We start from the raw sequence: 16,390 nt of genomic DNA, 5'->3' as shown, positions 1-16,390 counted from the left end.
CGCGTTGTTAGCCTGCCGACCGTGAGTGAGCAGTCCCGCCGGGCCCAGAAGAAGGCCCGGACGCACGCCCACGTCCGGGACAACGCGCAGCGCCTGTTCCACGAACGCGGCTTCGACGCGGTGACCATCGCCGACGTCGCCTCCGCCGCCGACGTGGCGGTGCAGACGGTGTTCAACCACTTCGCGACCAAGGAGGAGCTGTTCTGGTCGGGCCGGTCGCCGTGGGTCCCCGGCCCGGCGGAGGCCGTGCGGGGCCGCGCGCCCGGCGTGCCGCCACTGACCGCGCTGCGCGAGCACCTCACCGACGCGATGGGCCGCTTCGTCGAGCGCCTGGGCACGCCCGAGGGGCGGTGCACCGTCGGCGCGCTCGACCGGTCGACGACGCTGCAGGCGGCCGAGCGGGAGCTGCACCACGAGGCCGAGCGGCTGCTGCGTGTCGCCCTGGAGGAGGCGTGGACCGGCCCGGACGCCGAACAGCCCGCGCCCGCCGACCCCCGGCTGACCGCCGCGCTGGTGGCCGCCACGTGGCTGGCGACCACGCGGACGCTGGTCACCGCCCTGCGCGACCGGCTGCCCGCCCCCGAGGACGTCCCGGCGCTGGCCGCGCGGACCCGCGCGCTCACCGACCGGCTGCTCGCCCGCCTGCAGGACGACGCCGGTGCCGACCTCGGCGTCAGGCCCGGCGTCCTCCGGGACGACGAGGACCCCGGCGTCCTGCGCGCCGTCTGAGGGCGCGGCGCCGGGGTCGCGGGCCGCGGATCAGCGGGCGACGGGCTCCACGGCCGGCGCCACGATCGGCATCAGCACCTCGTCGACCACCTGCTCGACGTGCTCGGCCACCATGGCGCCGTCGCCGGCGACGGTGAGTCGCTGCCACCAGAAGGCCTCGAGCACCGAGCGCAGCAGGGCCAGCCGCTCGTCGGGCACCTCGTCACCTCGCTCCGCCCAGCGCGCGCCCATGACCTCGACCGCCGCGGTGAGCGGGTGGACGAGGGCGGCGTCGAGGCCGGCCCGCAGGTCCTCGTCGTGGCGGGCGGCGCCGACGAGGCTGGCCACGGCCCGCTCCTCGCGGGAGAGCGGGCGGCGCCAGGAGGCGACCAGCGCGACCAGGTCGGCGCGGGGCGAGCCCTCGTCGTCGGGCGGGGTGACCAGGCGGAAGCGACTGACCGCCGAGCGGGCCAGCGCGGACATCGAGGGCCAGCGCCGGTAGATGCCGGCCTTGCCCGCGCGTGCCCGGGCCGCGACCCGGTCGCTGTTGAGCCGGCCCCAGCCCTCCTCGGCGAGGATGTCGACGGCGACCGCGACCAGCTGCTCGGACAGCTCAGCGCTCAGCGGGCGCCCGGGCGTGCCGCTCACGAGCGGATCCGTTCGCACGTCATCAGGTTGTGCACAGCCTCATACTGACGAATGGATGGAGTGACCACAACGACCGAATTCCGGGGACCGCGGCGGTGACGGCCGAACACACAGGTCACGGCCCGATTCAGGCCCCGGCGGCGCTCTCGACGTGGACCTGCAGCGTCGCGCCGTCCTCGCTGACCCAGCCCCGGTCGCGGGCCTGCTCGACCATCCGGTCCCAGCGCTGCGCCCAGTCCGCGGCGTCGGCCTGCGACTCGGCGGCGGCGCGGAGCGCCGCGGCGTCGAGGGAGCCGGTCTCGGCGTCCTCCAGCCGGCCGAGGCCCGCGTCCCGCAGCGCCTGGTCGGCCTCCTCGTCGGTGACCTGGCCCAGCGCCAGGTGCAGCCGGCCGAGGTCGTCGACGTCGACGACCCGCACCTCGGGACGCTCGTCGGCGCCTCCCACCACCTCGACGATCACTGGTCCTCCTCGACTGGGTCAGACGTGCCAGGGGAACCGGGAGAAGTCGGGGTCGCGCTTCTCCAGGAAGGCGTCGCGGCCCTCGACGGCCTCCTCGGCCGCGTAGGCGAGCCGGGTCGTCTCCCCGGCGAAGAGCTGCTGGCCGACCAGCCCGTCGTCGACCAGGTTGAACGAGTACTTGAGCATCCGCTGCGCGGTCGGGCTCTTGGCCACGATCCGCCGCCCCCAGTCCAGCGCGGTCGCCTCGAGCTCGGCGTGCGGCACGACCCGGTTGACCATGCCCATGCGGTGCGCGTCCTCCGCCGAGTACTCCTCGCCGAGGAAGAACACCTCGCGGGCGAACTTCTGGCCCACCTGGCGGGCGAGGTAGGCCGAGCCGAAGCCGCCGTCGAAGCTGCCGACGTCGGCGTCGGTCTGCTTGAACCGCGCGTGCTCGGCGCTGGCCAGCGTCAGGTCGGAGACCACGTGCAGGCTGTGCCCGCCGCCGGCCGCCCAGCCGGGGACGACGCAGACGACGACCTTGGGCATGAACCGGATGAGCCGCTGGGCCTCGAGCACGTGCAGCCGGCCGCTGGTGCGCCCGACCTCGTGCTCGTAGCCGTGCCGGCCGCGCACCCGCTGGTCACCGCCCGAGCAGAACGCCCAGCCGCCGTCCCGGGGGCTGGGCCCGTTGCCGGTGAGCAGCACGCAGCCGACGTCGGTGGACAGCCGGGCGTGCTCGAGCGCGGTGATCAGCTCGTCGACCGTCTGCGGCCGGAACGCGTTGCGCACCTCGGGCCGGTCGAAGGCGATCCGGACGACGCCGGCGTCGACGGCCCGGTGGTAGGTGAGGTCGGCGAAGTCGAAGCCGTCGACCGGCCGCCACGCCCCGCTGTCGAAGATCTCCGAGACGTCGTCGCGGGCGCTCACCCGGAGAAGGTATCGAGTCCCGCCCGGCCGGGCGCGGCGGCCGCCGCGCGGCTAGCGTCGGACGCGTGCCCGACGGCGAGGCCCTGCGTGTGGGCACCCTCAACCTCGCCTCCGGCCGCGGTCCCGACGGCCGCGTGCTGACGGCGCCGCGCCTCGGCGCCGCCGTCGCCGACCTCCCCGTCGACGTGCTCGCCGTGCAGGAGGTCGACGCCTGCCAGCCCCGCTCGGGGGACACCGACCAGGCGGCGGCGCTCGCCGCGGCGCTGCACGCGGTCGACTGGCGGGCGGCGGCCACCCTCACCGGCACGCCGAGCCCGTTCCGCGGCACCTGGACCCCGGCCGACCCGGCGGGCCTGCGCGGGCCCGGGGACGCCGTCGCCACGCCGTCCTACGGCATCGCCCTGCTGTCCCGCCGCCCGGTGCGCCGCTGGGCGGTGCTGGGACTGGGCGCCGGGCGGGCGCGGCTGCCGCTGCGGGCACCCGACCCGGGCACCGGCCGGCTGCGGACGTGGTGGATCCCGGACGAGCCGCGCGTCGCCGTCGCCGCCTGCCTGGACGGGATGAGCGTGGTGGCCACCCACCTGTCCTTCTCGCCGCCGACCGCCGTCCGCCAGCTGCGGCGGCTGCGCCGGTGGGCGGCGGCGCTTCCCGGCCCGGTCGTGCTGGCCGGCGACCTCAACCTGCCCGGGAACGTCCCGGCGCGGCTGCTGGGGGCGACCCGGCTGGTGCGGGAGCCGAGCTTCCCGGTGCACGCGCCGCGACTGCAGCTCGACCACCTGCTGGCGCTGGGCCGTGCCGCGACCGGCCGGGACGCCGTCGCCCGGGCGCTGCCGGTGGGTGACCACCGGGCGCTGACGGTGACCGTCGAGAGGGGTTAGGCGGCCGTCCCGTCGAGGAGCAGCGGCCGCAGCCGGTCCAGAGAGCCGGCGAGACCGGGGTGCAGCGTCACCTGGTGCAGGGCGGCCAGCGCCACCCAGGCCACGCCGGTGCTCTCGCCGTCGAGTCGCAGCCGGGACGGGTCGAGGTCGCCCACCGGGCGGGCGAGCACCGTCGTGTAGGCCCAGCCGCCGTGGTCGTCGACCGACCGGGCGCCGAGCACCAGGTCGCGCGCGGGCAGCCCGAGCTCCTCCTCGACCTCCCGCAGCGCGCCCTGCTCGGGCGTCTCACCCAGGTGCAGCGCGCCGCCGGGCGTCCCCCAGGTGCCGCCGTGGTGCGACCACAGCGCGCGGTGCTGGAGCAGCAGCTCCGGGCCGGTGGCGCCGTCGCGGTGGACCAGCAGGCCCGCCGCGCCGGCGCGGCCCCAGTGACGGTGGCCCAGGGAGCAGGTGGTCCAGCCGTCGGTGGGGGTCAGCCCGCTGGTCACCACGCCCCCATTCCACCGCACCGGCCGGACCTCCGCCCCCGGGTCAGTCCCAGCTCGGCGCCGCGATGCCCTGCGCCTCGGCCTCCAGCTGCCAGGCGCCCTTGCCGTCGATCGACTCGCGGATGACGTCGGCGTGCCCGGCGTGCCGCGCCTGCTCCTGGACCTGGTGCAGCAGCAGCCAGCGGACGGTGACCACGGTGCGCGGCGGCAGCCACCGCGCGACGTCCGCGCGGACCTCGACCCGGCGGTCGAGGTCGCGCTCGGCGCGCACGACCTCCTCGGTCTCCCGCGCCACCGCGGCCCAGCGGTCGAGCAGCACGTCGACGGTCTCGTCGGCGGCGACGGTGAACCCCGCCATCCACCCCGCCTGCGTGTCGGCCGCCATCCCGTGCGGACGGCGCCCGATCCGGCCGGCGACGGTGGCCCGCTCCCCCTGCGTCACGTGCTTGACGAGCGCCGACAGCGACAGCGCGCTGGCGCTGGGCGTGGCCCGGGCCTGCTCCTCGGTCAGCCCGTGGAGGGCGTTGCGGAGGGCGGTGCGCTGGTCGGCGAGCAGGGTCAGCAGCACGGTCGGCTCGTCGCGTGCGGACACGGGGCCTCCTCGGGACGCCGGTGCCGCCATCCTCCGCCGGGCGGTCGGGACGGACCAGGACCGGAACCGGCGGCCGCCGCCCGGCTGGCCGCCGCCCGCCGCGCTGCCTAGCGTCGCCGTCGTGGAGCGCTGGGACGTCGTCGTGGTCGGGGGCGGCCCGGCGGGGGCGGCGGCCGCCCTGTCCGCCCTGGACACCGGCGCGTCGGTGCTCGTCCTCGACCGGGCGGACTTCCCCCGCGACAAGGTCTGCGGCGACGGCATCGCCCCCGAGGCGCTGGACGTGCTGGCCGGGCTGGGCGTCGACGCCGCCGCGCTGACCGCCGGATACGCACCCGCACCCCGGCTGGCGCTGCGCTCACCGGGCGGGGCCGCGGTCGAGCGGGCGACCGCCCGGCCGTCGTCGGTGGTGCCGCGCGAGGTGTTCGACGCCCGCCTGCTGGCCGCCGCGCTCGACCGGGGCGCGGTGTTCCGCCGGCACGCGGTCCGCGCGGTGGCGCCGACACCCGGCGGGGTCGTCGTCGACGGGGTGCTCACCGCCGGGGTGCTCGTCGGTGCCGACGGCGCGGAGTCGGTGGTGCGGCGGGCCCTGGGCCTGCGGCGCAACCGCGACGACCGGATGGCGGTGGCGCTGCGCGGGTACGCGCCGGAACCGCCCGGGCAGGCCGGCACCCAGGTGCTGGTGACCACCGAGCAGCGCTGGCCGGCCTACGCCTGGTCGTTCCCGCTGGGCGACGGGCGGGCCAACGTGGGCTACGGGGAGCTGGTGTCCGGCGGGGCCACCCGCGCGGCGCTGGTGGAGGGGCTGCACCGGCTGCTGCCGGGGGTCGAGCCGGAGAGGCTGCGGGCGCACCGGCTGCCGCTGTCGACCGGGCGGCCGCGCCAGCCCGACGGGCGGGTGCTGCTCACCGGGGACGCCGCGTCGCTGGTCAACCCGATGACCGGGGAGGGGATCTTCTACGCCGTCCTGTCCGGGGCGCTGGCCGGGCGCGCGGCGGCGGCCGGGGCGGGCGCGGGAGCGGCGCACCGGCGGGCGCTGCGCCGCCGGCTGGGCGCCCACCACCGGTCGGCGTCGGCGGCGTCCTGGATCAGCCGCTGGCCGGTGGTGATGGACGCCGCCTTCCGCGCGGCCGCGGCCGACCAGCGGGTGTTCGACGACGTGGTGGCGCTCGGGCTCGCCGACGGCCGGCTCACCGCCCGGACCCTCACCGCCGCGGCCCGCCACCTCCGCTGATCACGTCCTCTGCTGACGAGGTGCCTTTATCGCGATATTGGTTGCCGGAACCGGTCCGTCAGGCCGTGGCGACCTCGACCCGGCCGCGGCCGCCGCGCTTGGCGCGGTAGAGGGCCCGGTCGGCGGCGGCGTAGAACTCGCGCCGGCCCAGCGCGCCGCGGGAGTGCGCCACCCCGACGCTCACCGACATCGCCAGCAGGCTGCCGTCGGGCAGCGTGAGCGGGGTGGACAGGACCGACTCGAGCACCGACTCGGCGCGGGCCACTGCGACCTCGGAGCTGCAGCCGGGCAGGAGCACGGCGAGCTCGTCGCCGCCGAGGCGGGACAGCACGGCGTCGCCGGCGCGGATCTGCCCCCGGACGATGCCGGCGAGGTGCACCAGCGCGTCGTCGCCGACGGGGTGGCCGTGCTCGTCGTTGATCTGCTTGAAGGAGTCGACGTCGAGCAGCAGCAGGGCCGTGCCGTCGGTCCCGGAGCCGGCCAGGGCCACGGTCAGGGCGTCGTCGAGGACGCGGCGGTTGACCAGGCCGGTGAGGGTGTCCACGGTGGCCTGCTGCTCGAGCGCCCGGACCAGCCGCTCCTGCACCGCGCAGGAGCGCTCGAGCATCGACGCGACGACGGTGAGCACGACCCCGGTGATGAGGACGTCGCTGACGCCCACCTCGAGGGGGACCAGCAGCGGCACGACGACGGCGTTGGCGGCCACGGCCGTCGCCGTCACGAGGGCGACCGCGGTGCGGCGCAGGTGCGACGCCGCCCAGAGCACGGGGAAGGCGAGGAACGCCTGGGCGCCGGCCGAGGAGTCCTGGGTGAGCAGGTTGAGGCCGCAGACCAGGAGTGCGCCGGCGACCCCGGCCCCGACCAGGACCCCGCCGCGGTCGAGCCGCTCGGCGTCGGTGGACCCGACGACGAGGGCCAGGACCACGAGGAGGGTGACCCCCGCCCAGGAGGCGCCCACGGTGAACGCCGTCGCCGCGTTGGTGCCGAAGGTGCTGACCACGGCGAGGACGGCGGCGGAGACGCCGAGCATGAGCACGAGGGACCGCGCAGCCGCCCCCGGCTGCCGCGCTCTCAGTCCCGGGGGAACGGCCACACCCGCTGCATCGGCGGCAACGGGGGGTTGCCCTGAGCCGACCCACCCGAAGGGGGCGGAAGACGGCCGTCCGACCTGGACGAGGTGCCGTCCGGCCTCCCCGGACACCGTGCACGACGGCTCCCCGGTGTATCGGGACCACGGCCCATCGCCTCTGTCCCCCAGGGAGGTCCCAGGGCTAGGGAGGTCACCATGTCCGCCAGGCGGGGTGCAGTCGTGGTCTCGGTGGTCGTCCTGAGCACCGTCCTCTCGTCGTGCGGCGGCACCGATCCCGCGAGCAGCTCGGCCGACGCGTCGGTGAGCGCTCCGCAGGCGGACGCAGCCCCCACGCCGCCGAGTCAGGACGACACGGGCGACGGCGACGGCGACCCGGCCGGCGACGGGAACGGGTCCCCCGTCGACCCGGGCCCGGGAGCCCCTGCCGGCGACCCGCCCGGCACCGGGCCGGCCGACGGCGGAGACGGCAACGGACCGAGCGGCGACGACGACCCCGGCACCGACGACCCCGCACCGCAACCCGACCCGGGCACCGATGCGCCGGCACCGCAACCCGACCCGGGCACCGACGACCCCGCACCGCAACCCGACCCGGGCACCGATGCGCCGGCACCGCAACCCGACCCGGGCACCGATGCGCCGGCACCCCAGCCGGCCCCCGGCACCGACGCCCCGGCACCCCAGCCGGCCCCCGGCACCGACGACCCGGCACCCCAGCCGGCCCCCGGCACCAACGACCCCGCGCCGCAACCCGACCCGGGCACCACCGCCCCGGCACCCCAGCCCGACCCCGGCACCACCGCGCCCCAGCCCGACCCCGGCACCGCGCGGCCCGGGGGCGAACCCGGTACCGGCTCGAGCGCCGCTCCCCGCCCAGGCGGAGCCCCGCCGGACGCGGACATCATCGACCGGCTGGGCGCCTTCTTCACCTTCGACCAGTTCAGGGAGGCACAGCTCGCCGAGTGCGGCGAGTACCCGGACTGTGTCGACGTGCAGATCGACACCGAGGGGTCCGCGCCGGGGGCGAACGGCGGGTGGTGTGCGGTGGCGACGACCCCGCCACCGGGAGAGGGGGCGCTGAGCGCCCTCGTCGAGAGCAGCCCTCCCGGCGAGGCCGTCATCCTCGTGGCGGTGGTCGATCCGGGGGTCGACGAGACGGGCGCGCCGGCGGAGTGCGACGGCACCCAGGCATCCGGATCCTGACCAGCGGAGCACCCGCACCCGCGCGGAAGGCGGTGGGATGAGCCGCCCATCGAGGCAGGGGACCGCGCCGCGCCGCCGCTCGGCCGGCTCTCCGGAGGGCAGCGGCGACGGCGTCCGGCGTCCCGAGCGAGGGGCCGGCACCCGTCCCCGTCGGATCCGCACACGCCGGCCGGGACCCCCGGGGCCGGACGCGGAACTGACGACGGACCTGGCCACGGGCCTGCCGAAGGTGCTGAGCGTGTTCAGCACGGTGGTCGCCCCCACGACGTTGCTGACGGCGCTGCTGCTCTACTTCGGCCGGATGCACGCCACCGGTCTCTTCCGGTACCTCGGCGTGCAGTACACGGTGCTCGACCTGTCGGCCCAGGACTACCTGGTGCGCAGCGCCGACGGGATGATCCCGCCGCTGGTGGTGGTCGCCGGCGCCACCGTCGTCGCGCTGTGGGCACACCAGCTGCTGGTCGGCACGGTGCCGGACGGGGTGCGCAGCCGGCTCCTCTCGGTGCTCGCCCCGCTCTGCGCGGTCACCGGGCTGGTGCTGGTCGGGCTCGCCGTCACCGACACCGTCCGGAACGGCGCGGTCTTCACCACCTTCCCGGAGGCCCGTGGCCTCGGGCTGTCGATCGGCGCGCTGCTCCTCGCCTACGCGGCTCACCTCGTCCGCTCCTTGCTGGCCGGGGCCGCGGGGAAGCGGGGACCGTGGTCCCCCGGACCCGCCGCGACGATGACGGAGTGGGCGGCCGTGTTCGTCCTGGTGAGCATCGGGCTGTTCTGGGCGGTCGGTACGTACGCCGTCGGCGTCGGGGAGAGCCGCGGCCGGCAGCTCGGCGCCGCTCCGCCCGGCCTCTACGCCGTCACGCTGTACAGCGAGAAGAGCCTCAGCCTGACGGCCCCCGGGGTGACGGAGACCCCGTGCCAGGACGCCGACGCCGCCTACCGCTGGCGGTACGACGGTCTGCGCATGGTGGTGCAGTCCGGCGGTCAGTACCTGCTCCTGCCGTCCGGCTGGAGCCGGGAGGACGGAGCCGCCCTGCTCATCACGCGCGGCAGCGGCGTCCGGCTGGAGTTCGGCAACGGCGCGCGGCCTGCGGTCGCCTGCTGAGCGACCGACTCCCCTGTCCCTGCGCCGCTCCAGCCGCGTGGGTGGAACGGGGACCTGGAGACACCCGGCACCCGGACGGATGGCCAGATCGGTGCGGAGGGCGTGGGATTCGAACCCACGATGGGTGTGACCCCATAGCGGTTTTCAAGACCGCCGCCATCGGCCGCTAGGCGAGCCCTCCTCCGAGCCCACCACCGGCGCAGAGCCCCGCGCGACGGGAGTTCGGTGCGCCGACGCTACCCGCGCCGGTCACCGGATGACCATCTGGCCGCCGGGGGCGTCCGGCCCGGTGGACGGTCCGGGAGCCGAGCCGGCGGCGGCCACCGCGACCGCAGCGAGCGCCGCGACGGCGGCGACGGTGACCAGCGCGGTCGCATAGCCGCCGGTCGCCGTGCGCAGCACCCCGGCGGTCACCGGCCCGGCCGTCTTGGCCGCGGTCAGCGCCACGCCGAGCAGCGCAGCGAGGGTGGCGTAGTCCCGGGTGCCGTAGGCGTCGGCGAGCATCCGTGGGCGGGCGATCGTGCCGACACCGAAGCCGAGCCCGAACAGCACGACGGAGCCGGCCGCCCCGGCGGTGCTCGCACCGGCGACGAGGAGCAGCAGGACCGCCACGGACTGGAGGCCGAAGGCGACGGCGGTCACCGTCGCGACCGGCCAGCGGCGGCTGGCGCCGGTGACCAGGAGCCGGCCGGTGACCGAGAGCGCGCCGAGCGCGCCGGTGGCGGTCGCGGCGAAGGCGGCCGAGTGTCCCCGCTCGGTCAGGTACGGCACCAGGTGCACCGCCACGACGACGACGGCGAAGGTGTTCGCCGCGAAGGCGAGCGTCAGCCGGCGGAAGCGGACGTCGGCCAGCGCGGCGCGGGCGGTGGCCGCCAGGGTGCGCCGGGGTGCGGGCTCCGGCCCGGCACGGACGGGGGCCGGCGGAGGGCCGGGTGCGCCGTCGGGGAGCAGCCCGAGGTCGGCGGGGTCACGGCGCAGCACCAGCGCGTGCGGGACCACCGTGGCCACCGCCAGCACCCCGGCGAGCACGACCAGCGCGTCCCGCCAGCCCAGCGCGGCGATCAACGCCGTGCTGGCGGGCAGCGAGACGGTGGAGGCGAACCCGGCGACGAGGGTGATGGCGAGCAGGGCGCGGCCCCGGTCGACGGTGAACCAGCGGACCACGACGGCGAACGCGGGCTCGTAGAGCACCGCGGCCGACACCACGCCGATGCCGGCGAAGACCAGGTACAGGCCGGTCAGGGTGTGCACCCGGGACCAGGCCAGCACGAGCAGGACCGCGGCCGCGGAGCCCACCGTCATCAACCCGCGGGCGCCGTGCCGGTCCAGCCACCGCGCGATGGGCACGGCGGCGACGCCGGTGAGCAGCACGGCGAGGGAGAAGGCGCCGGAGGTCTCCGCCGCGGAGAAGCCGAGCTCGGCGCGCATGGGCAGCTGGAACACCGCGAACGCGTAGTAGAGGACCGCCCACGACAGGGTCTCGGTCACGGCCAGGGTGGCGACGATCCGCCAGCCGTGGAACCGCCACCCGGCTCCCCGGCGGGGGGCCGCGACGACGTCGCCCACCGCCGCTGCTCAGCCGCAGCAGGCGGCGGTGTCCGCGCTCCGGCCACCCCCGACGCCGGTCGCGAACCCCAGCCGCGGCCCACCGCCGGCCCACGCCGCGTGGGCGGCGTCCACCGGCTCGGCGAGCCGGGACGGCCCCCGCTGGACCGAGCACACACCGGTCTCGGGCAGCACCAGCTGCACCTCGGCGGCGGCCGCCTCGTCGCCGGACAGGTGGGCGGCGATGGACCGGACCTGCTCGTTGCCGGTGGTGATCAGGAACGTCGGCGCCCGGCCGTAGCTCTTCGTCCCGACGACGTAGAGCCCCGGCTCGCCCTCGTGGGCGAGCTCGCGGTGACCGTGTGGCGGGACGGTCCCGCAGCTGTGGAAGGCGGGATCGACCAGCGGGGCCAGCCGCACGGGCGCCTCCAGCCCGGGGTCGAGGTCGAGGCGGACCTCGCTCAGCAGGCCGAGGTCCGGGCGGAAGCCGGTGGCCGCCGCGACGGCGTGCACGTCCTCGATCCGCCGCTCGCCCTCGGCGGTGGTGCCGACCACGGTCACCGACCGCCCGTCGGCGGCCGGCTCCAGCCGGGTGGTGGAGAACCCGGTGACCTGGGTGACGGCGCCGGAGGCGACCAGGGACCGCAGGTCGGACCCGAGCCGGCCACGGGCGGCCAGCTGGTCGGCCTCGCCACCGCCGTAGAGCCGGCGGGCGTCGGTGCCCCGGATCGCCCAGACGATCTCGGTGCCCGGCTCCTCGGCCGCCAGCCGCGCCAGGGCCAGCAGGGTGTTCGCCGCGGAGTGCCCCGCGCCGACGACCAGCGTGCGCCGACCGGCGAACCGGGCCCGGTCGGCGCCCAGCACGTCGGGCAGCGGTCCGACGAGCAGTCCCGCCGCGGCGGCCTCGGCCTCGCCCACCGCGGGCAGCCCGGAGCCGCCCAGCGGGTTGGGCCGGCCCCACGTGCCCGAGGCGTCGACGACCGCGCGGGCGCGGACGTCCCTGGTCCGTCCCGAGGCGTCTCGCACGCGGACGAGGAACGGGCGGGTGTCGCGGCCCACGCTGCGGGCCTTGTCGAGCCCGTCCCGCGAGACGGCCAGGACGCGCGTGCCGGTGTGCACCACGTCGGGGCCGAGGACGGCGGCGAGCGGCTCGAGATAGGCGGTCACGAGCTCCGATCCGGTCGGTGGGGTGTCGCCGGTGGGGCGGGACCAGCCGGTGGGGGCCAGCAACTCCTCGGCGACGGCGTCGACGACGAACGGCCAGGGCGTGAACGTGCGCACGTGCCCCCACGCGCGCACCGCGGCGCCGACGGCGTCGCGGGCCTCGAACACCAGCGGCCGCAGACCCCGCTTCCCGAGGTGGGCGGCCGCGGCCAGGCCAACCGGGCCGGCACCGATGACGACGACCGGCAGGTCCGTGCCGGCGGGCCCGCCGGTGGGGCCGGTCGTGAGGGGGCTGGTGCGCGTGCGACTGGTCATGGTGCGGCTCCTCCACGGGCCGGCAGAGCGTCCTGCCGGCGGTTCGGTCGGCGCTGATGTATCGATCACCGTCGATGTGAGAGGGTCCGCGTATCATCGACGTCTGTCAATACGTCGGGGGCATCCCGCGGGACCGAGGAGAGGCCGATGACCGCGATCGAGGTGCAGGCGCTCGGCCGGCCCGAGGCGGTCGCGTGCTGCGCGCCGCTCGCCGCCGAGGTCCTGACCGAGGACGGCGCGCAGACCCTGGCCCGGCAGTTCGCCGCACTGGCCGACCCGGTCCGGTTGCGCCTGGTGTCGCTGCTGGCCACCGCCGGGGAGGCCGTGTGCGCCTGCGACCTGGTCGACCCGGTCGGTCGCAGCCAGCCCACCGTCTCGCACCACCTCGGCAGGCTGGTCTCCGCCGGCGTCCTGGTCAGCGAGAAGCGCGGCCGCAACGTCTGGTACGCGGTGAACCCGGCCGCGCTGGAGTCCCTGCGCGCGGTGCTGGCGCCGCGCTGAGGCACCCGCGAGTTCACCGGTTGTTCCCTTGACCCGCCGATCCGGAGCCCGTCTCATCAGCCTGTGCTGACATCACCGGTGGCTGACGAGTTGCTGCGCGCACTGGGCGATCCCATGCGGGCGCGGATCGTCCACCTGCTCGCCGGCGAGCAGCTGTGCGTCTGCCACCTGGTCGAGGAGACCGGCGCGACCGGCTCGAACGTCAGCAACCACCTGCGGGTGCTGCGGGACCTGGGCGTCGTGACGGCCGAGCCGGCCGGGCGGTTCACCTACTACCGGTTGCGTCCGGAGGTGCTGGAGGCCGTGTCGGCGCACTACGCGCAGCTGGCCTCCCGCGCCCGGCTGGCGGTGGCGGTGAAGCGGCCGTGCGACTGAGCCTGCTGACCCGCCAGGCGGTCGCGGAGTTCCTCGGCTCGGCCGGACTGGTCACCGTCGTCATCGGGTCGGGCATCGCCGCCTCCCGGCTCTCCCCGGACGACACCGGCCTGCAGCTGCTGGAGAACGCGCTGGTCACCGGCGCCGGGCTGGTCGCGCTCATCCTGGCCTTCGGTCCGGTGTCCGGCGGCCACTTCAACCCGGTGGTCACCCTGGCCGACCGGGCCTTCGGCGGCGTCACCACCCGGCAGGTCGCCGTGTACCTGCCGGCACAGCTGGCCGGCGGAGCGCTCGGCGCGGTCGCCGCGAACCTGATGTTCGACCTGCCCGCGGTCAGCATCGCCACGACCGAGCGCTCGGGTGGCGGTCTGTGGCTGTCCGAGGCGCTGGCCACCTCCGGTCTCGTCGTGCTGGTCTTCGGCCTGGTGCGCGCCGGCCGGGCCCACATGGCCCCGTTCGCCGTCGGTGCGTACATCACCGCGGCCTACTTCTGGTCGTCCTCGACGTCGTTCGCCAACCCGATGATCGACGTCGCCCGCATGCTGTCGGACACCTTCGCCGGCATCGCCCCCTCCTCGGTGCCCGCGTTCGTGCTCGCACAGCTCGTCGGCGGGGCCGCCGGTGTGGCCGTGGTGGCGCTGCTCCACCCGACGGTCGCCGACGTCGCCGCCGACGCCGTCGTCCCGCACGAGGACCCCATCGCACCACCGTCCGGCGCGGGCCACCGCCCGGTGGACACCAGCGCCGGCCGCCGGCCCTCACACCGACCCGCCGACCCCTCATCCGCTCCGGAGGTCCCGTGACCGACAAGCCGTCCATCCTGTTCGCCTGCATCCACAACAGCGGCCGTTCCGTGGCCTCGGCCACGCTGGCCCGGCACTACGCCGGTGACGCCGTCGAGGTCCGCAGCGCGGGCTCCGAGCCGGCCTCGGCCGTGAACCCGGTGGTCGCCGCGGTACTCGACGAGGCGGGTCTGCCGGTGAGGGACCACACGCCGACCACGCTCAGCTACGACCTCGTCGAGGGCGCCGACGTGGTGGTCACCCTCGGCTGTGGGGAGTCCTGCCCCGTCGTCCCCGGTACCCGGATCGAGGACTGGCCGGTCGACGACCCGAAGGGCCAGGACCTCGAGACCGTGCGGGGCATCGTCGCCGACCTCGACACCCGCGTCCGCGAGCTGCTCGCGGAGGTTGCGCCGCACCACCGGCTCCCTCCGTCGGTCCTCGGTCGCTGACGGCCGGGCCCGGCTCGGTGGGCGCCGTCCCCCGCGCGCCACGCCCTCGCGCCGGCCGGGGAACCCGTCCTCCGGCGGTAGACTGACGCCAACCGGCCCGTCCCGCGCGGACGGGCCGCGTCGCGTCCCGCGCGGCGCGGCCGGGGCCGGTGAGCCCGAGGTGCCGTCGCCCTCCCCGGTGGTCGACACCGCCGGGGAGGGCGACGGCACGAGCGCCCCCCGACGGTCGACCAGATGCGGAGCGGTTCCGATGACCTCGCCAGGAGACCTCCTGGACGTCCGGTACCGGCTCGGGTCGGTCATCGCCGCAGGCGGCATGGGGGTCGTGTGGCGAGCCCAGGACACGCTGCTGCAGCGGTCGGTCGCCGTGAAGACGCTGCGTCCCGAGTACAGCGGCGACCCCGCGTTCCTGAACCGGTTCCGCTCCGAGGCGCAGCACGCCGCGCTGCTCAACGACCCGCACATCGCCGCGGTCCACGACTACGGCGAGGCCGACACCAGCCGCGGACCGCTGCCCTACTTGGTCATGGAGCTCGTCCACGGCACCGCGCTGTCGGACCTGCTCGCGCAGGAGGGACGGCTCGGGGTCGACCGGACGCTGCGGATCGTCCGCCAGACGGCGACGGCGCTGGCCGCCGCCCACGAGGCCGGCGTCGTGCACCGCGACGTCAAGCCGGGCAACGTGCTCGTGACCGCCGACGGCGGCGTGAAGATCACCGACTTCGGCATCGCCTGGTCGGCGGCGAGCGAGCGGCTGACGCAGACCGGCCAGGTGCTCGGGACCGCGCACTACCTGTCCCCGGAGCAGGCCGACGGCGTGCCCGCCACCCCGGCCAGCGACGTCTACGCCCTCGGGGTCGTGGCCTACCAGTGCCTGGCCGGGCGGCTGCCGTTCGAGGGCGAGTCACCGGTGCAGATCGCGCTGCTGAAGATCCGCGACCAGGCCCCGCCCCTGCCGCCCGACGTGCCCGCCGGCGTCCGTGACCTGGTGGCGCGGATGATGGCCAGGGACCCCGCGGCCCGTCTCGCCGACGGTGCCGCCGTGCGCGACGCCGTCGACGCACTGGCCCCGGCCGCACCCCGCGCCGACGTGGACCGCCACGCCACGGCGGTGCTCCCCCTGACCGGGGCATCGACGGCGACCGGCCCGGCCGCGCCTCCCCTGCTCCCGGCGGACCGCACCGGGGACACCACCGTCGCGGAGGGAACGGAGGACCCTGCGCGCCGGCGCAGGACGTGGGCCGCCCTCGCCGGCGCGGCCGTCGCGGCGCTCGTCGTCGTGCTCGGCGTCTCGGGCCTGCTGGGCGGAGGGGACGGGGACGCAGCCTCCACGCCCGACCGCGCCACGGCCGCGCCCACGACCACGAGCGCCCCGGCCCCGCCGAGCACGGTCCGGCTCGACCCGGCCGCGCTGGTCGGCCGCCCGGTCGCCGACGTGGAGGCCGAGCTGGTCACCCTCGGCCTGCAGGTGCAGCGGCGCCCGCTGACCACGAGCGACGTCGCGGACGGGCAGGTCATCGCCGTCGACCCGGTCGGCGAGCTGCTGCCCGGCCAGTCGGTGACCCTCACCCACGCCGTCGCCCCTCCTCCGGCCCCCGCCCCTGCCCCGGTGCCGGCACCGGCGGAGCAGGAGGACGAGGGCGGCGGCAACGGCGACGAGGGCGACCAGGGCAACGGGAACGGCAACGGGGACGACAAGGACAAGGACAAGGACAGGGACAAGGACCGGGAGGGCGACGACTGAGCCCGCCCGGGCATGTCCGCGGCCGGTCCGGTGTTGACCCGGAGTCGCCCCGCGAGAGACGCGGCGGCCGCGCACCCCTGCACGACCGACCCGAGGACCTCCCCTGCCCGACACCGCTCCCCCGACGTCCACCGTCCGCCGCCGGAGGCGGCGCCCCGCCGACGAGCTCCCCGCCGTCGCTCCCGCGGCCGACCGGGAGGCCGACC

At 76.7% G+C, this 16,390-nt stretch carries 18 protein-coding genes and 1 tRNA gene; 10 read left to right on the top strand and 9 right to left on the bottom strand.

The window, feature by feature from the left end; genetic code table 11:
- The first annotated feature begins 21 nt into the window (after positions 1–21).
- On the top strand, positions 22–729 hold the full coding sequence (locus tag ACI79V_RS16930; protein ID WP_456891007.1) for a TetR/AcrR family transcriptional regulator: 708 nt from the start codon (positions 22–24) through the stop codon (positions 727–729).
- 30 nt (positions 730–759) lie between these two features.
- On the opposite strand, the gene ACI79V_RS16925 is transcribed toward ACI79V_RS16930, so the two are convergent.
- From ACI79V_RS16925 to ACI79V_RS16915, 3 genes are all read right to left on the bottom strand, one after another.
- Complete coding sequence (locus tag ACI79V_RS16925; protein WP_456876446.1) at positions 760–1,356, bottom strand: TetR-like C-terminal domain-containing protein; 597 nt, start codon at positions 1,354–1,356, stop codon at positions 760–762.
- 127 nt (positions 1,357–1,483) lie between these two features.
- Positions 1,484–1,816: a hypothetical protein gene (locus ACI79V_RS16920; RefSeq protein WP_456891005.1), complete on the bottom strand. Its 333-nt coding sequence runs from the start codon at positions 1,814–1,816 to the stop codon at positions 1,484–1,486.
- Between the two features lie 18 nt (positions 1,817–1,834).
- Positions 1,835–2,725 (bottom strand): 1,4-dihydroxy-2-naphthoyl-CoA synthase, encoded by an 891-nt coding sequence (locus ACI79V_RS16915; protein WP_456876241.1) that lies wholly within the window; start codon positions 2,723–2,725, stop codon positions 1,835–1,837.
- Between the two features lie 65 nt (positions 2,726–2,790).
- Between ACI79V_RS16915 and ACI79V_RS16910 the strand changes: the two genes are divergently transcribed.
- On the top strand, positions 2,791–3,603 hold the full coding sequence (locus tag ACI79V_RS16910; RefSeq protein WP_456891003.1) for an endonuclease/exonuclease/phosphatase family protein: 813 nt from the start codon (positions 2,791–2,793) through the stop codon (positions 3,601–3,603).
- On the opposite strand, the gene ACI79V_RS16905 is transcribed toward ACI79V_RS16910, so the two are convergent.
- Both ACI79V_RS16905 and ACI79V_RS16900 read right to left on the bottom strand, forming a co-directional pair.
- Entirely contained in the window at positions 3,600–4,109 is a 510-nt protein-coding gene (locus tag ACI79V_RS16905) for an NUDIX domain-containing protein (protein ID WP_456891000.1), read from the bottom strand. The two genes, ACI79V_RS16910 and ACI79V_RS16905, sit on opposite strands and share 4 nt — an antisense overlap.
- Positions 4,110–4,131: 22 nt before the next feature.
- Complete coding sequence (locus tag ACI79V_RS16900) at positions 4,132–4,680, bottom strand: mycothiol transferase (RefSeq protein ID WP_456890997.1); 549 nt, start codon at positions 4,678–4,680, stop codon at positions 4,132–4,134.
- A gap of 121 nt (positions 4,681–4,801) precedes the next feature.
- On the opposite strand from ACI79V_RS16900, the gene ACI79V_RS16895 reads away from it, so the two are divergent.
- The gene (locus tag ACI79V_RS16895) at positions 4,802–5,911 is read left to right on the top strand and encodes an NAD(P)/FAD-dependent oxidoreductase (protein ID WP_456890993.1); all 1,110 of its coding nucleotides are present in this window, start codon (positions 4,802–4,804) and stop codon (positions 5,909–5,911) included.
- Positions 5,912–5,969: 58 nt separating this feature from the next.
- On the opposite strand, the gene ACI79V_RS16890 is transcribed toward ACI79V_RS16895, so the two are convergent.
- Entirely contained in the window at positions 5,970–6,941 is a 972-nt protein-coding gene (locus ACI79V_RS16890; protein WP_456890991.1) for a GGDEF domain-containing protein, read from the bottom strand.
- 255 nt (positions 6,942–7,196) lie between these two features.
- Here ACI79V_RS16890 and ACI79V_RS16885 point away from each other — a divergent pair, with 255 nt between their 5' ends.
- Complete coding sequence (locus tag ACI79V_RS16885; RefSeq protein ID WP_456890989.1) at positions 7,197–8,204, top strand: hypothetical protein; 1,008 nt, start codon at positions 7,197–7,199, stop codon at positions 8,202–8,204.
- Between the two features lie 238 nt (positions 8,205–8,442).
- Complete coding sequence (locus tag ACI79V_RS16880) at positions 8,443–9,306, top strand: hypothetical protein (RefSeq protein ID WP_456890987.1); 864 nt, start codon at positions 8,443–8,445, stop codon at positions 9,304–9,306.
- 94 nt (positions 9,307–9,400) lie between these two features.
- Here ACI79V_RS16880 and ACI79V_RS16875 read toward each other — a convergent pair.
- The 3 genes from ACI79V_RS16875 to ACI79V_RS16865 form a co-directional block, all read right to left on the bottom strand.
- A tRNA-Ser gene (locus ACI79V_RS16875) sits at positions 9,401–9,487 on the bottom strand.
- A gap of 68 nt (positions 9,488–9,555) precedes the next feature.
- On the bottom strand, positions 9,556–10,872 hold the full coding sequence (locus ACI79V_RS16870; RefSeq protein WP_456890985.1) for an MFS transporter: 1,317 nt from the start codon (positions 10,870–10,872) through the stop codon (positions 9,556–9,558).
- A 9-nt stretch (positions 10,873–10,881) separates the two neighbouring features.
- Entirely contained in the window at positions 10,882–12,330 is a 1,449-nt protein-coding gene (locus tag ACI79V_RS16865) for an NAD(P)-binding domain-containing protein (protein ID WP_456890983.1), read from the bottom strand.
- Between the two features lie 147 nt (positions 12,331–12,477).
- Between ACI79V_RS16865 and ACI79V_RS16860 the strand changes: the two genes are divergently transcribed.
- From ACI79V_RS16860 to ACI79V_RS16840, 5 genes are all read left to right on the top strand, one after another.
- Complete coding sequence (locus ACI79V_RS16860) at positions 12,478–12,831, top strand: metalloregulator ArsR/SmtB family transcription factor (protein WP_456890981.1); 354 nt, start codon at positions 12,478–12,480, stop codon at positions 12,829–12,831.
- A 78-nt stretch (positions 12,832–12,909) separates the two neighbouring features.
- The gene (locus ACI79V_RS16855) at positions 12,910–13,206 is read left to right on the top strand and encodes an ArsR/SmtB family transcription factor (protein ID WP_456890979.1); all 297 of its coding nucleotides are present in this window, start codon (positions 12,910–12,912) and stop codon (positions 13,204–13,206) included.
- Positions 13,197–14,009: an aquaporin gene (locus tag ACI79V_RS16850; RefSeq protein ID WP_456890977.1), complete on the top strand. Its 813-nt coding sequence runs from the start codon at positions 13,197–13,199 to the stop codon at positions 14,007–14,009. The genes ACI79V_RS16855 and ACI79V_RS16850 overlap by 10 nt, the downstream gene beginning before the upstream one ends.
- On the top strand, positions 14,006–14,440 hold the full coding sequence (locus tag ACI79V_RS16845) for an arsenate-mycothiol transferase ArsC (RefSeq protein WP_456890975.1): 435 nt from the start codon (positions 14,006–14,008) through the stop codon (positions 14,438–14,440). Before ACI79V_RS16850 ends, ACI79V_RS16845 begins: the two co-directional genes overlap by 4 nt.
- A gap of 250 nt (positions 14,441–14,690) precedes the next feature.
- Positions 14,691–16,184 (top strand): protein kinase domain-containing protein, encoded by a 1,494-nt coding sequence (locus tag ACI79V_RS16840; RefSeq protein ID WP_456890973.1) that lies wholly within the window; start codon positions 14,691–14,693, stop codon positions 16,182–16,184.
- The last annotated feature ends 206 nt before the right edge of the window (positions 16,185–16,390 follow it).

This window comes from Geodermatophilus sp. SYSU D00700 (genome assembly GCF_054050255.1).
Note: the sequence above shows the minus strand (reverse complement) of the source record. Positions and strands in the feature narration are given on the sequence as shown.

What these genes read in the sequence shown, in the direction of transcription:
- ACI79V_RS16885 (WP_456890989.1), top strand. Translation starts at nt 7,197, where the DNA reads ATGTCCGCCAGGCGGGGTGCAGTCGTGGTCTCGGTGGTCGTCCTGAGC.
- ACI79V_RS16860 (WP_456890981.1), top strand. Translation starts at nt 12,478, where the DNA reads ATGACCGCGATCGAGGTGCAGGCGCTCGGCCGGCCCGAGGCGGTCGCG.
- ACI79V_RS16865 (WP_456890983.1), bottom strand. Translation starts at nt 12,330, where the DNA reads ATGACCAGTCGCACGCGCACCAGCCCCCTCACGACCGGCCCCACCGGC.
- ACI79V_RS16890 (WP_456890991.1), bottom strand. Translation starts at nt 6,941, where the DNA reads ATGCTCGGCGTCTCCGCCGCCGTCCTCGCCGTGGTCAGCACCTTCGGC.
- ACI79V_RS16840 (WP_456890973.1), top strand. Translation starts at nt 14,691, where the DNA reads ATGACCTCGCCAGGAGACCTCCTGGACGTCCGGTACCGGCTCGGGTCG.